Consider the following 15,245-nt stretch of genomic DNA (forward strand, 5'->3'; position numbering starts at 1 on the left):
CGGTTGCTGAGCATGCAGCAAAAGTGGTGAGACGAGAAACAGCAATAGTAGTTTTGCCAATAGTTTATTCATTCAATCTAATTTTAGGGGTATGGAATACTGGAAAATAAGACACAACACACGCTATATTCTCACAAAAAGAATAATACATTATGAAATGTCACCTATATATGCTTACTTTACCCAATAGTTTTAATTTCTCTTTTTCAAGAAGAGAGCTAAGTCATTAAAAACACGTATAAAATGCCATTTTTGGCATACTTCTAAGCTTCATTGAATTCGGACTTATCTTTTCTGACACTTGCAGAGTGTCGGAGGAGGTCTTTACACGACCACACCGCACTTATATTCAGAGTATTACACAATCAGCAAAAACGATTTGTGAAACATTTGTGAAACATTATTTGAGAGATGAACTAAAAAAGAGACCGGAAGCGACTGGTTATTAACATAGTAGAAGCAAATAATGAGAAATTTACAAAACAAATTTGTGAAACATTTGTAAAACATTGACTTAACAAATTAATAATGAAGCAGATATGAAGAATACACGCAAACCGGCACATAAACTGTGCACTAATTGCCGCAAGACGGGAAAAGCGGTAATTGAAGTTGTGAAAATGGTAAAAGGAAAAGCAGGGATTATAGACCTGACATACCACAAAGTTTTATTTATACTTGAAGGTGGCATAGAGCTCTTCTGCAAGGATGAACCGAACTACCAAGCCGCAAAAGGAAAGATGCTTTTCCTAGTTGCCGGAAGCCAATGTTCGTACAAGTCCCTAAAAAAGTCCACAGTCGTTTTCTTCAGGATTCAAGCACCCATTAATTTATGTAGAGACCTCTCTCTAGAGGACTTATATGTAAAAGAAAAGAGGAAGAGAAAGAAGGTGTATAAACCGGAGCACAACAACTTCGGAGAACTGGATATGAACCTGCAGGTAAGGCAACTGGTAGATAACATTAGCCAATCACTCGAGCATGGGTTAACATGCCATTACTGGCTTGAGATAAAGGTACAGGAGTTCTTTCTGCTACTCAGAATCTATTATTCCAAGGAAAGGATCTATGAGTTTTTATACCCTATACTAAGTAATGACATTGCTTTCTCCGAACAGATACGGCTACACTGGAAGAAATTTCAAACAGCGGCAGAGTTGGCGGCTTTCCTGAACCTGACAATCAAAAAGTTTACTATGCAGTTTACCGCTGTGTTCGGGCAGACACCCTATCAGTGGATGTTGCAGGAAAGAGCACGTATTGTTTTGTTCGAAGTCAAATCAACCGGAAAGCTATTTAAAGAGATAGCCGTAGAAAACGGGTTCTCATCGGAATCATCCTTCACACGATTCTGTAGAAAGGAATTTAACAAAACACCGACTCAAATAAGACTGGAAAGATTGAAATTAAAAGATTGAATGTAAAATAAAAAGCTATTAATGGTAAAGGCAATTCGGGAATTATATCCTATCTTTGCCCCAGAAATTTAAAGGAATTCATGCCGACCTCCGACACTCTGCAAGTGTCAGATCATATATATCCGTCTAGTTACATGCTTTTGCAAAGGTAAAAAATATAATTGGAATAGGATATTTTTTTATTTCACACCAATCAGAATTACACAAAATTACCTACAAGTGGCCGCAAATGATTGGAGGAAATGCGGGAAACTCTTTACTCACTTTCGCCAGTTATTCTTCATCAGCTTACTGTCAACTTTTACACGGATTATGGTGTCGCAAACGCAATGCAACTTGACTTGTCGTCACAGTCACTTTTTCGCGTATCTACCAATATATCAGCCACTTATTTTGCGTCTTCTTTTTTAGGTTGCTTCATTCCAATGAGTGATACGCATGGCTTGCACCTAAAAAGATAATTCATTCAGCAAATCAACCTCCAAAGAGTCCCCGCATTGTATAAATCTAGTTATCAGATAAATACGGCAAAAAGTGATTATGACATGATTCGTTTGCACTTACACGCTTGAAAGCATATTTTAGCTCAAACGAAGCTCGATTTTCTGTTTTGATAAGTAACCACAAGGTTTTACATATGATTCTGATTCGATCCCTCGTTTTTACTAAACCTTGTACTTGAATGAGGTAAACCTTGTACATGGTTGGGGTAACTCTAGTACTAGGTTTGGGTAACTCAAGTACTAGATTATTAATACCCAAGCGATAGGCTATTAACACATCAGCCTAGTCTATTAATACCTGAAAGCTTAACTAAAAACAAGCTAATCGACTGATTCTATAAGACTAAGGAAGCGAAAAAAAAGAGCCTGATGTTTTTAAAAAAGATCAGGCTCTTTCAACCAAAAGATCAGGCTCTTTTTTGAAAAGATCTAGATCTTTTTGGGAAAGCAATTCACGCTACCCCACCCGATTTCTAATCTACTTCTAATGTAGATATAATAAGGTTCTAACGCTATTCCAAGCTAGCTTTAACACCCGGGAGGTAATTTTGCAGCATAATAAATAAGTTATTTGTATGCACACCCAAAAATTGATTCTTCTTGCAGTGTTACTGCTCCATCTCTTTACAGCTTCGGCACAAGAACAACCCGACATCAAGCTATCCTGCGAAGAGATTGAAACGTTATTTCTCCAGAACAACCTCGAACTTATTGCCGAGAAATACAATATAGCATAGCCGATGCCGCGATTATCCAAGCAAGACTATGGGATAATCCCACCTTATCAGTTAGCAATGTTAATTTGTGGAGTACAAAAGCTCAAGAAAGAGAAATTAACGATCCGCCGCATAGCTCTTACCTAAAGAACACGGAATTCAGTATCGAACTCAGTCAGATTATTCAGACAGCCAATAAAAGAGGAAAGTTAATCAGACGTGAAAAAGTGGCGAAGGAGATTGCCCAGCAAGAATTTGAAGACGTGCTGCGAGGATTGAAGACCGAACTACGGAAATCGGTTTATGAGATACAATACGCTCAGGCGTATATCGATGTGTTGGTAAACCAACAAAACTCAACAAACCCGCTCGTGGAAGCTTACAAAAAACAGGTGCAGCAAGGCAATATGGCGAAAGGCGAACTACTCCGTTTGCAATCGTCTCTGCTGGAGTTGGAAAACGAGATCAATGGATTGCGCATGGAACTGGCACAGCAGGAAAAAACACTGAAAGTGCTACTAAACATGAATCCGCAAACTCATATTGAGATAATCGACAAGCCACATAAAGAGAAAAATCCGGAACAGCTCACTCTGTCTGACTTATTGCAACAGGCCGACGAATACCGCCCGGATATGAAGCAATACCGGCTTCAGACTCAATTCCACCGGAAATCATTGGAATACGAGAAGTCGCTAAGAACACCCGATGTGACGCTAAGTGCCAACTACGACCGCTACGGTGGAGTGTGGAAGGACTTTGTTGGATTCGGAGTCAGCATAGATCTTCTTTCTCAACCGGAATCGGGGAAATATCAAAGCAGCTCAATTAAGTATAGCACAAAACCTAAGCCGCGAGCAGCAGCAACAAAATATCATACTCCACGAAGTTGCTGCTGCTTATAACAACTATACACAGACTTACCGCTTCTATAAAAAAATAGAAGAAAACAGTTTACTACCCGAACTGGATACGATGCTCGAACTATATACCAAAAACCTGCTGAATAAGAATATAAGCATGCTCGAGTATGTAGATTTCATGGAAGCGTATCGGTCGAACAAACAAACAGTACTCTCGGCAAAAAAGGAGCTTACGATGCAGTTTGAAGAGTTACAATATTTAGTAGGAACAGATATACAATAAATTATGAGTAAGAAGAAAGCGATCCAATTGGTATGGATCATGGGAGTTATTTTCCTTGCATCCTGCACAGGAGGTACTGGCAAGCAAGATAATAGCAATAAAGTCGAAACAATGGAAGATGCTTTTCTGCGGAGTGTGAAAACGTGTAAAGTCGCATACAGCAATGAGGAAGAAGAACTTACGCTGAACGGAAAAGTGGAATATGACCCGGATAAAGTGATTTCGTATGTGTCTTTAGTCAACGGTATCGCCGAGCGGACATTCTGCTCACTAGGTGATAAGGTACAGAAAGGCCAAACGCTGCTCACTATCCGAAGTGCCGAACTGAATAGCCTCCGAGCGGAAATGATTGCTTCCGAATCGGAAATTAAAGTAGCCCAACGGGAATGGCAGACCGCCCAGACCATGCATGCGGATAATATGCTATCCGAAAAAGAGTTGCTGGAAGCACAAGCCAAACTCAAACAAGCGCAAGCAGCCTACGACAAGATACACAACGATATTTCGATGTATGGCGTCGGCAAAAACAACGGTTCGTTTTCGATACCGGCTCCGGCTAGCGGTTATATTGTAGACAAAAATATATCTTCGGGCAGTACCGTTTCGCCGGACAGCGGCCCGCTCTTCACCATTGCCGACTTAAGCAAGGTATGGATAACCGCCAACGTATATGCTACCAACCTGCAATTCGTAAAAGAGGGCATGGAGGTAGAAATCACGACTTTATCTTATCCGGACGAGCTGTTTCACGGACAAATCAATTCGCTATCGCAAGTCTTCGACCCGGAAGAAAAAGTGCTGAAAGCTCGTATTGTAATGGATAACAAGAGCCTGAAACTAAAGCCGGAGATGTCTGTTGTGGTGAAGCTTAAAAGCGAGAAACAAACCCGGTGTACCTCGATCCCGTCGGATGCGCTGATTTTCGACAAAGATCATTATTTTGTTATTGTGGAAACCTCTGCCGGCAAGTTCACCGTCAGAGAGGTGCTACTCAAAGGGCATAACGGGCAAACAACGTATGTTGCTTCCGGACTTTTGGAAGGAGAAAATGTCGTAATCAACAACCAACTGCTCATCTATACGGGGCTAAAAGAAAAATAAAATGCATAAGCTAGTCGAAAAAATAATCGCATTTGCGCTGCGAAATCATGTACTGGTCCTGTTTCTAACCGCTTTGTTGTTTATTACAGGAATAGTCTGTTACATCCATACGCCCATCGAGGCCTATCCGGACGTAACGAATACACGCGTACGCATCATCACCCAATGGCAAGGCAGAAGTGCCGAAGAGGTAGAGAAGTTTGTCACGCTGCCGATCATGAAAGAGATGAATACCATCCCCCGTAAAACAGATGTCCGCTCGACATCGTTATTCGGTTTATCGGTGGTAACGGTGATTTTTGAGGATGATGTGGACGACTTCTTCGCGCAACAGTATTCATCGAACCGCATGCAGGGATTGGAACTACCTGAGGGTGCCGAAGCCTCTATCGAACCTCCTTCGGGAGCAACGGGAGAGATTTACCGGTATGTATTGAAAAGTAAGCTACCCATCCGGGAAGTGGCCGCCATCAACGAATGGGTGGTGGAACGTGAGTTGCTTTCTGTGCCGGGGGTTGCCAGCATCGCCAGCTTTGGAGGGGAAGAGAAGATATACGAGATCAAAGTCAACCCGGCCGAACTGAGGAATTACAATCTATCTCCGCTGGAGGTATATGACGCGGTATCGAAGAGCAACATCAATGTAGGCGGTGATATCATTCAACGAGGAAGTCAGGCGTATGTTGTACGAGGAATCGGGCTACTCGAAAGTGTGGAAGACATCGAAAATATCCTGATCGAAGTAAAGGGAGGAACGCCTATCAAGGTTAAACATGTAGCTACGGTCAGCGTCTCCTCGAAACCGCGTCTGGGGCAGGTGGGACTGGATAATGAGGATGATGTGGTTCAAGGCATCGTAATCATGCTCCGCGGACAAAACCCGGGCGAGGTGATCCAGAACCTGAAAACAAAAATAACGGAACTCAATGAGCGCATCCTGCCCAAGGATGTTCAGATCGAACCGTTTCTGGACCGTACAACGCTGGTAGACGCAACGGTACATACGGTGATGCGGAATCTATTGGAAGGTATTTTGTTGGTATCTATCGTTGTGTTTATCTTTTTATTCAATTGGCGCAGCACGTTGATCGTAGCTACGGTGATCCCGCTATCGTTCCTGTTCGCCATTATTATGCTCCGGATTCAGGGTTTACCTGCCAACCTGATTTCGATGGGGGCCTTGGACTTCGGGCTACTGCTCGAGGGGACGCTGGTCATTGTGGAGATTGTTTTTGTGGCCATGGAAAAACGTTCCCGGCAATTGGGAGCACGATTCGGCAGTACGCTGAAAGGTGGATTGATCAAGAAGAGCGCGGGTAGCGTGGCTTCGCACATCTTCTTCGCACAGATCATTCTGGTAGTGGCGCTATTCCCTGTTTTCTCTTTTCAAAAGGTGGAAGGAAAGATGTTCGCCCCGCTGGCGTTTACGCTGGGCTATGCCTTGCTGGGTTCACTAATCCTTTCGTTGACTTATGTTCCGGTGATGTGTAAAGCGCTGCTTCATAAACCCATCGTAGAGAAAAGCAATTTCATCAGCCGATTCTTTACGCACAACTTATACCGGGTTTATCTATTCAGCTCTCGGTATCGGAAGGGAACGCTCATCACCTTTGGAGTACTGCTAGCCGTATGCCTGATTCGATTCAGCTTTTGGGGAACTGAGTTTATTCCGAGCATGAATGAAGGGGCTATCTACATCCGGGCTACGTTGCCCAACAGTGTCAACCTGGACGAATCGGTCAAAATCACCAAGGAGATGAAGCAGAAACTCCGCAAGTTTGATGAGATACAATTCATATTGTCACAGACCGGACGCCCCAATGACGGGACGGATGCGACCGGATTCTTCAACATTGAGTTCCACGCGCAACTGAAACCGGAGAAAGAATGGAAACGGAAAATAAAGAAGGATGCTCTTATTGCTGAAATTAATGACTCGATCAATATCTATCCGGGGGTGATTCTGGCATTTAGCCAACCGATACAAGATAATGTAGAGGAGTATGTGGCGGGGGTAAAGAGTTCGCTCGTGATCAAGATATTCGGCAATGATCTTCAGCAACTGGAAAAGTTGGCCGACCAAACGGCTTCGGCAATCAAGGATGTAAAGGGGGTTGAGGACGTGAATGTGTTCCGAAGCATCGGACTGCCGGAGTTACAAATCAAACTCGAAGAGTCGCGCATGGCTCGTTATGCGGTGTCGATGGCCGACGCACAGGCTGTGGTCGAAATGGCTATCGGAGGCAAGGCGGCAAGCCGATTCTATGAAGGCGAACGTACATTCGATATTCAAATGCGTTTCCAAAAAGAGTACCGTGACAACAAGGATAAGATAGAAAAGATTCTGATTCCTACCATGGATGGAAAACAGGTTCCGCTCAAAGAGATAGCCGACATTCAGTTTATCACGGGACCGACTTTCATCTACCGCGAAGGCAGTAGTCGCTACGTAGGGGTAGGTTTCAGTATCCGCGACAGAGATTTAGGCTCGACAATTGCCGAAGCTCAGGGAAAAGTGAAGGGAAAAGTGCAGCTCAACCCGGAAAACAAAATGGTTTGGGCGGGCGAGTTTGAGAGCCAGCAACGAGCCACTCACCGATTGATGATCATTATCCCGGCGGTATTGGCACTTATTCTATTCTTGCTTTACCTCAATTTCGGTACGGTAAAGGATACGCTTATTGCCGCAAGTGCCATTCCATACGCTTTCATCGGCGGATTTATCTCCTTATGGGTGACGGGAACGGTATTTGGCATATCGGCCGGAATCGGATTTATCATTCTGTTCGGAATCACAGCCATCGACAGTATCTTGCTGATCGCGCTTATGAAAGAACGAATGCAGCGCACGCATAATTTGCGGCTGGCCATCGACGACGCGGTCCACCAACGGGTACGTCCGGTATTAATGATCGCGTTTATGGGGGCAATGGGACTTTTCCCGGCTGCCACATCGCATGGCATGGGATCGGAGGTACAGAAGCCATTGGCTATCATGATTGTCGGGGGGATCCTCATCTGCATGATTCTTTCATTTACAATTTTACCTCAGGTATTCTATTTTGCATACAGAAGAGATAAACGACTGAAAGAGAAATGAATTTAATTACGTATCTTTGTTCTACACTTTAACGTTTAGGTTATGGAACTTTTATTGGTAGAAGATAATAGCCGCATCAGCGAATTTATCGTAAAGGGGCTGGAAGAGAGTGGTTTTTCTGTGGTACTGGCAGAGAATGGCGTGGATGCACGCGCACTCATCTCTCAGAAAGAGTGGGATCTGATCCTGCTGGACATCATGCTGCCCGATATCGATGGCATCGAGTTGTTGCAATACGCACGCTATAAAAAGATACTGACTCCGATTCTTGTAATCAGCGCACTGGGAGACCCGGAAGACCGGATTAAGGCGCTCGATCTGGGTGCCGACGACTACCTGACGAAACCTTTCCTTTTCAGGGAGTTGTTGGCACACATCAACGCGCTTATCCGCCGGGTGAAGTTGAGCTACGACGCTGCTACACCGGATAGTCTGGCGTGCGGCGACTTGAAAATCTATCCGGACCGGCATAAAGTGGAGCGAGGGGGAACGGAGATTAAACTCACTTTGCAGGAATTCAAACTACTCCGGCTCCTGATGGAAAATCAGGAAAAGGTATTGACGCGCACGCAGATTCTGAATACGGTATGGGGCGTGAATTATGATACCAATACCAATATAGTCGATGTGTATATCTCGTATTTGCGAAATAAAATCGATACGGAGGGCAAAGCCAAACTAATCAAAACAATCAAAGGACGTGGCTATATGCTAGAACCGAATGAATAAATCCACCCCGTTATGAAAGTCAGAACCCGCCTGAGTTTATACTGTTCGCTGATCTATGGTATCATTTTTGCGCTGATGGCATTCTTGATATACGGCTTGTATTCGAAGAATGCGGAAAGAACGATTTATGATAACCTGAACAAAACGGCTTATATATCGGCTCTCTTTTATCTGGAAGAGGATGAACTCAATGCCCGTGAATTTAATAAAATCAGGGAGCAGTTCGAGGAGTTTGTGTCTGATTCGTATTACCAGATTTACGATGAAAAGAACCAAATAGCCTATGGTCAACATGCAACAATGGATGTGCCGGCCTCTACGTTGGATAAAATTCGCAAAGTAAAAAAGCTGTCTTTTTCAACGGATGAGTATTTGTGCCATGGAATCTTCTACGAAGATAATCAAGGTGATTTCGTTGTCATAGCCAAAGAGAACAAGGCGGCCCTGAATGCACAGAAGCAATTGCTACTCTGGATCTTAGTTCCACTATTCCTCTTGGGAGCTATCGCCATTATCTTTCTCAGCCGATGGGTGTCACGCATTGCGTATCGCCCTTTCAGCCGGACAATTGAGGAGGTAAATAACATTTCGACGAACAACCTGGATGTTCAGATTCAGTCGCCACAGACTAAAGACGAGTTGCAGGATCTAATTGATACGTTCAACAATTTGCTTGAAAAGATTTCGGAAACGGTGGTGATTCAACGTAACTTTGTCCGATACGTTTCGCACGAGTTTAAGACTCCCTTGGCATCGATGCTGGGCAATCTGGATTTATTCTCGTTGAAGGAACGCACGCCGGAAGAGTATCAGCAGCTTTCGGAGAAACTCATGCAACAGATTTTCCAGATGGAGGAGATTCTAAATACGCTGATCATCGTGTCGGACCTGAAGAAAGAGGAAAAGGAAGTATCGCAAACGCGTATAGACGAACTGATCTGGGAAATAATACATAAGGTCAAAAACCTTCATCCGGCTTCCAAAGTGCGGGTGAATATCAATATCGCTCCCGAAGAGGAGGCGTTGATGTTTGTACAGATTGACCGGACACAATTACTGATCGCCTTGTTTAACCTGCTGGAGAATGCGGTGAAGTATTCGCAGAAGGAGAGCGTAGAAGTAGACTTATCGAAACAAGCCGAGACGCTTTGCTTATCGATCACAGATAAGGGCATCGGAATCCCTGCGGAACAATTGCCACACGTAAGCAAACCGTTCTACCGGGCAGATAATACAAACGAGATTCAAGGTAACGGTATCGGCTTGTCATTGGCTTTACGCATTTTTGACAAAAATAAGATCGCCTATCGCATCGATTCTCAAACAGGAGTCGGTACGCAGGTCACCATCCTTTTCCAACAGCACTGATCGTTTGCTTACATAGAACGAGGTCTTACGGAATTTCAGAATAAAAAAAGCGTGTGTGTCAAAATGAAGTCTATTCTCTTCATTTTGACACACACGTTTCGTTCGTCCTTGTTTCTACAATAATTAAAAATGGACGTGGGTCTCTTCTTACATTAAATAAATCTTTGTTTAGGAGAAATACGCTAGTTTATGGAACGACAGTTCCGGTTAGTGGGATCTCCGTAGTCAGGATAATGTTAGGCAATAACGGAATAGGTAGTTCCATAGTAATTTCTAAAGCTTCTCCTGAAAGATTACCGACCTCTGTAGGTTTAATTGCAGCATCGACCTTCCAAGTAGGTATTCCCAGTCGCTCAAGAACCACATTGCGAACCTCAACAGTGTTCTGTTTCGAGTCAATTTGCATGCTAACAACGTAAGGAGCTTCAAAGATGTCACCCGTACTGATTATACCAACATTAAACTCTAGAGGTATTTCACTGTTCACTGGAACAGTACCTAAATTGATAGTTGACACACTAGGTGTCAATTGCAAACCTAATTGCGCAGAAGCATTCTGCGCAGTAAACGCCATTGCAACAAATGCAACAGCCATAAAAAAATACTTCTTCATTTTTAATAAGATTTAATTGTTAATAATAATTCGAGAACGTCAATCAGAACAAATGTCAGTTGGCTGTTGTTTCGCAAAAAATGATTTTAATATATCAATTAATCTTTTTTAATTAGCGTAAGGTATTGGTTATTAAGCGGATATTGAACCAAAAAAAGCGGCTTCTCTTTCGAGAAACCGCTTTCTATTATCTTAAAGCTTAGCTTTTTCTTATTCAGCAACTACTTCAAAAGGAATCTCTACAGAAACCTCTTTGTGCAATTTAACAACTGCTTTGTATTGGCCGATTTCTTTCACAGCGTCTTTTACAACGATGATCTTTCTGTCAACTTCGTGACCTAATTTAGCCAAAGCTTCAGCGATCTGAATGTTACCAACAGAACCGAAGATAGATCCAGTTGAGCTAACTTTTGTTCCAATAGTCAAAGTAACACCTTCCAACTTAGCAGCCAAATCTTCAGCGTCTTTCTTGATTTTCTCAAGTTTGTGAGCACGCTGCTTCAACTCTTCAGCCAACATTTTTTTCGCAGAAGGAGAAGCGATAACCGCTTTTCCTGTTGGGATCAAGTAATTACGACCGTATCCGGATTTCACGTTTACGATATCGTTCTTGTAACCCAAGTTTATAATGTCTTCTTTTAATATAATTTCCATACTTTTCCTCCTTAACTTATTTCATCATGTCAGTTACGTAAGGCAATAATGCCAAGTGACGCGCTCTCTTCACAGCCTGAGCGATACGACGTTGGAACTTCAAAGAAGTACCGGTGATACGACGTGGAAGGATTTTTCCTTGCTCATTCAAGAATTTCTTCAAGAATTCAGGATCTTTGTAGTCGATATACTTAATACCATTCTTTTTGAAACGGCAGTATTTTTTCTTCTTAATGTCTACAGAAGGCGGAGTCAAATATCTAATTTCCGATTGTACTTGTTGAGCCATGATTAATCCTCCTTTTTGTTTGATTTAACACTTCTTCTTTTTGTAGCGTACTCAGCAGCATACTTATCTTTCTTGAAAGTTAAGAAACGGATTACGCGTTCGTCACGACGGAAGTTAAGTTCCAACTTATCAATTACAGTAGGTTCTGCATTGAATTCAACTAGCTGATAGAATCCTGTAGACTTCTTCTGAATTGGATAAGCCAATTTTTTCAGTCCCCAGTTTTCCTCATTTACAATCTCAGCTCCTTCTGTTTGAAGAATAGCCTTGAATTTTTCTACCGCTTCCTTCATCTGTACATCAGACAAAACGGGAGTTAAAATGAAAACGGTTTCGTATTGATTCATACTCGTTTTAATTAAATAAATAATTTATTTTATTTTTAAAATGCGGGTGCAAAGTTAGCCATTTTATTTTGTCCCACAAACATTTAATCTTTTTTTATAGCCAAATATAGGTTTTATTCCCAAAGTAGTTTAACTTTGCAAAGTTGTCCAAACAATAATTTCATGATAGAGCAATTCAATTTCGACATACGTCTCATTTTTGCTATACTAAACGGTAAGGTTTCTGCTGCGATCAACCGGAAGCTATATCGCAATTTCCGACAGAATGGCCTGGAAATCAGTCCCGAACAGTGGACTGTACTGATCTTTCTATGGGAGAAGGATGGCGTAACCCAACAAGAGTTGTGCAACGCAACTTATAAAGACAAGCCCAGTATGACCCGTTTGATAGATAATATGGAACGGCAGCATCTGGTTGTACGTATTTCCGATAAAAAAGACCGCCGTACAAATATGATTCATTTGACAAAGGATGGTCGGAATCTGGAAGAGAAAGCACGTCTGCTAGCTAATCAAACTCTCAAAGAAGCTTTACAGGGCCTTACTCTCGAAGAACTTCGCATCGGACAAGAGGTGCTGAAAAAAGTCTTTTTCAACACGAAGGACTAAGCGTCCATACGCCCGAACGGACTTCATCTTTTTTCAACGAACAACAACGGACTAAGAATATTGCAACTGTTGCTATTCCAATAGTTCATTACATAACAAACAACAAAAGAGGAGTCGACTTTGCAGTCGGCTCCTCTTTTTATAGTAGCATAAAGTTCGTTCTAAAACTCAATTATGCATCAACTTCCGGAGTTATGAGTTTGTAACCCTTTCCGTGGATGTTGATGATTTCAATCGAATCATCTTCTTTCAAATGCTTACGCAATTTCGTAATATATACGTCCATGCTACGAGCATTGAAGTAGTTATCGTCAATCCAAATTGTCTTCAGCGCAAAATCACGTTGCAAGATTTCGTTTGCATGCGCGCAAAGCAATCCAAGCAGTTCAGATTCTTTAGTGGTCAATTTAGTCTGTTTGCCTTCGGTAGCCAGAATTTGTTTCTGAGTATCGAAAGTGAACTTACCAATCTTATAGATGTTGCTTTCTTTATTCTTCTTGCCGCGAACACGTCTTAAGATCGCTTCAATTCTGAATGTCAATTCTTCCATGCTGAACGGTTTAGTAATGTAATCGTCAGCACCAATTTTAAATCCTTCCAGAATATCTTCTTTCAGTGTTTTCGCAGTTAGGAAAATAACCGGAATTTCAGCATTTGCTGCGCGGACATCTTGCGCCAATGTAAATCCATCCTTTTTAGGCATCATCACATCAAACACACATAAGTCATATTTATTCTTCAAGAAAGCCTTATATCCGGCTTCTCCATCAGGATATAACTCAACATAATAGCCTTTTGCTTGCAAATATTCTCTCAAAAGCATGCCAAGATTCTCGTCATCCTCGCACAATAAAATACGCAATTTCTCGTCCATATCATCATTTTTTTAATAAAGGTAATGCAATAATAAATTTAGTTCCTATGTTTAGTTCGCTTTCCGCCCGAATGGTTCCCTTATGATCCATGATAATCTTCTTCACATAAGCCAAACCTAATCCGAAGCCCTTCACATCGTGCAGATTACCTGTATGCACGCGATAGAACTTCTCAAATATCTTTTTCAGGTTTTCCTTCTTTATTCCAATTCCATTGTCTTGAATTGAAATCATCAACCTACCCGGTTCATTCCACGTTTTCACGTTCAGTTCGAGGTCGTCTTCGGGTTTCTTATATTTCACTGCGTTATCCATTAAATTGAATATCACATTGGTAATATGCATCTCGTCTACAAATATAACGGGATCAATGGCCTCAAGGTTCGATGTGATCTTACCATTGTAGCGCTCGACCTTCAATGCGAAGGTATTTACAACCCCGGTTATCAGTTCGTTGGCGTTGATTTCCTTCATCTTCAGCGTAGCCTTTTGCCGATCGAACATCGACATCTGAAGGACTTTTTCCACTTGGAACCGCAAACGCTTCGTTTCATCATTAATGACTCCAGATATATGCTGGAACATTTGAGGTGACTTCCCTACCGCCGGATCTTTCAGCATTTGCGCAGCTAACGAGATCGTGGAAATAGGCGTCTTAAACTCATGCGTCATATTATTAATAAAGTCGTTTTTCATCTCAGACAGTTTCTTCTGACGGAAGACACTATAAATCGTAAAGATGAATGTCATCAACAGCACCAGCGTAAATATCAACGACGGAATCATGAAACTGATCGAGTCGAAGATATAATCTTTCTTCCCCGGAAAGTGAACTTTCAAAATACTTATCTTCGCGGGCGGATCGTTCTTGAACAAGGCCTGCAGATAAGAGTCTTCACTTCCTTTCGCATCGTAGTCGGCACAACGGTATACTTCTCTGCCGTCTTTGTCTATTACCACAAAGTGATAAGGCAGGTCGACTCCATTATTATATAAATTAGACTTCAGATAATCATCCAAATCTTTAAACTTGACCCGTTCTCCGATCGACTTATCGCTTCCCCGGTAAATCATCTGCCAGGCAACTTCATCAAGCAAGGCTCTCTGAAACATATACCGGTTTTTGATAGCTTCTACCAATGAGCGCGAAGTTTCCGGTATGGTTCTGGTTCCCCGATAAGGAGAAATCATAGCTTTCGGAAGTTCCGACGGCTTGGAGGTCATCACTTTCAGCTCAAAATCGGAATAAACCTTGCCGTCGCGAGATTTAACTGTAAAGCGTTGGGTCTTTTGAATCAAGTCATGTTGCTGCATGGATGCATTGTTTGCCGTCAAAGCATTCCGCTCCGCTTCTGATATATCTTCAATCAACCAGCGCCTTGTCTCCGCATACTCCACATCCTTTGAAACTTGTTCCAAGCTGTTGCGTACGGCAGAGTCAAATTGTTCCTTTCGGGTTTTAATCATTTCTTCAATATAACTTACCTGTAAATAGAGTAAGCTCAGAAAAGAAAGCCCCATTACAATACCTAATATCCAAATTGTTGACTTCTTCATAGCAACAAAATTAACACTCCCTAATTAACACTCCTAATTCATTAACTTCATTTAACCGACAGTTTCTGTAAATTAACCGAAAGAAGCTATTTAGATTATATTCTGGTTATTATAACAAAAAACAGAACCCTTTGGTTTGCAAATTTAATAAAAAATTAATTATTTAGCGTGTCTTTTTCAATCTTAATTAATCATAGTTAAACAAAAGCCACCGTATTTT

At 42.0% G+C, this 15,245-nt stretch carries 15 protein-coding genes; 9 read left to right on the forward strand and 6 right to left on the reverse strand.

Translation table 11 applies throughout. The features are described 5' to 3' along the window. Window positions 1-539 precede the first annotated feature (539 nt). The 8 genes from JCM10512_RS00990 to JCM10512_RS01015 all read left to right on the forward strand — a co-directional run bounded on the left by JCM10512_RS00990 (window position 540) and on the right by JCM10512_RS01015 (window position 10,081). Window positions 540-1,418: a helix-turn-helix transcriptional regulator gene (locus tag JCM10512_RS00990; protein WP_044159602.1), complete on the forward strand. Its 879-nt coding sequence runs from the start codon at window positions 540-542 to the stop codon at window positions 1,416-1,418. A 1,078-nt stretch (window positions 1,419-2,496) separates the two neighbouring features. Continuing rightward, window positions 2,497-2,658 (forward strand): hypothetical protein, encoded by a 162-nt coding sequence (locus JCM10512_RS23240; RefSeq protein ID WP_244436801.1) that lies wholly within the window; start codon window positions 2,497-2,499, stop codon window positions 2,656-2,658. Between the two features lie 14 nt (window positions 2,659-2,672). Further along, window positions 2,673-3,542, forward strand: a complete 870-nt coding sequence (locus tag JCM10512_RS00995) for a TolC family protein (protein WP_262482581.1) — start codon at window positions 2,673-2,675, stop codon at window positions 3,540-3,542. A gap of 70 nt (window positions 3,543-3,612) precedes the next feature. Then, entirely contained in the window at window positions 3,613-3,783 is a 171-nt protein-coding gene (locus JCM10512_RS25215; protein ID WP_500778520.1) for a hypothetical protein, read from the forward strand. Between the two features lie 3 nt (window positions 3,784-3,786). Next, a complete protein-coding gene (locus JCM10512_RS01000; RefSeq protein ID WP_183207562.1) occupies window positions 3,787-4,884 on the forward strand; it encodes an efflux RND transporter periplasmic adaptor subunit in 1,098 nt (365 codons plus the stop codon). Between the two features lies 1 nt (window position 4,885). Further along, window positions 4,886-7,984 carry an efflux RND transporter permease subunit gene (locus JCM10512_RS01005; protein WP_044159606.1) on the forward strand — a complete coding sequence of 1,033 codons (3,099 nt, stop codon included), beginning with the start codon at window positions 4,886-4,888 and terminating at the stop codon, window positions 7,982-7,984. A 42-nt stretch (window positions 7,985-8,026) separates the two neighbouring features. Next, entirely contained in the window at window positions 8,027-8,713 is a 687-nt protein-coding gene (locus JCM10512_RS01010) for a response regulator transcription factor (RefSeq protein ID WP_044159608.1), read from the forward strand. Window positions 8,714-8,725: 12 nt separating this feature from the next. Further along, window positions 8,726-10,081: a HAMP domain-containing sensor histidine kinase gene (locus JCM10512_RS01015; protein WP_044159610.1), complete on the forward strand. Its 1,356-nt coding sequence runs from the start codon at window positions 8,726-8,728 to the stop codon at window positions 10,079-10,081. A 187-nt stretch (window positions 10,082-10,268) separates the two neighbouring features. Here JCM10512_RS01015 and JCM10512_RS01020 read toward each other — a convergent pair whose 3' ends face one another. The 4 genes from JCM10512_RS01020 to rpsF form a co-directional block, all read right to left on the reverse strand. Beyond that, window positions 10,269-10,694 (reverse strand): hypothetical protein, encoded by a 426-nt coding sequence (locus JCM10512_RS01020; protein ID WP_148298219.1) that lies wholly within the window; start codon window positions 10,692-10,694, stop codon window positions 10,269-10,271. A 210-nt stretch (window positions 10,695-10,904) separates the two neighbouring features. Continuing rightward, window positions 10,905-11,348 (reverse strand): 50S ribosomal protein L9, encoded by a 444-nt coding sequence (gene rplI / locus JCM10512_RS01025; protein ID WP_044159614.1) that lies wholly within the window; start codon window positions 11,346-11,348, stop codon window positions 10,905-10,907. Window positions 11,349-11,364: 16 nt separating this feature from the next. Next, window positions 11,365-11,637: a 30S ribosomal protein S18 gene (gene rpsR / locus JCM10512_RS01030; RefSeq protein ID WP_044159617.1), complete on the reverse strand. Its 273-nt coding sequence runs from the start codon at window positions 11,635-11,637 to the stop codon at window positions 11,365-11,367. Between the two features lie 2 nt (window positions 11,638-11,639). Then, window positions 11,640-11,984: a 30S ribosomal protein S6 gene (rpsF, locus tag JCM10512_RS01035; protein WP_044159618.1), complete on the reverse strand. Its 345-nt coding sequence runs from the start codon at window positions 11,982-11,984 to the stop codon at window positions 11,640-11,642. Between the two features lie 162 nt (window positions 11,985-12,146). Here rpsF and JCM10512_RS01040 point away from each other — a divergent pair, with 162 nt between their 5' ends. Then, window positions 12,147-12,593 (forward strand): MarR family winged helix-turn-helix transcriptional regulator, encoded by a 447-nt coding sequence (locus tag JCM10512_RS01040; protein WP_044159620.1) that lies wholly within the window; start codon window positions 12,147-12,149, stop codon window positions 12,591-12,593. Window positions 12,594-12,765: 172 nt separating this feature from the next. On the opposite strand, the gene rprY is transcribed toward JCM10512_RS01040, so the two are convergent. Beyond that, on the reverse strand, window positions 12,766-13,467 hold the full coding sequence (gene rprY, locus JCM10512_RS01045; protein ID WP_044159623.1) for a response regulator transcription factor RprY: 702 nt from the start codon (window positions 13,465-13,467) through the stop codon (window positions 12,766-12,768). Between the two features lie 4 nt (window positions 13,468-13,471). Continuing rightward, on the reverse strand, window positions 13,472-15,025 hold the full coding sequence (locus JCM10512_RS01050) for a sensor histidine kinase (RefSeq protein WP_044159625.1): 1,554 nt from the start codon (window positions 15,023-15,025) through the stop codon (window positions 13,472-13,474). Window positions 15,026-15,245: the final 220 nt, after the last annotated feature.

This window comes from Bacteroides reticulotermitis JCM 10512 (assembly GCF_000517545.1).
GTDB lineage: Bacteria > Bacteroidota > Bacteroidia > Bacteroidales > Bacteroidaceae > Bacteroides > Bacteroides reticulotermitis.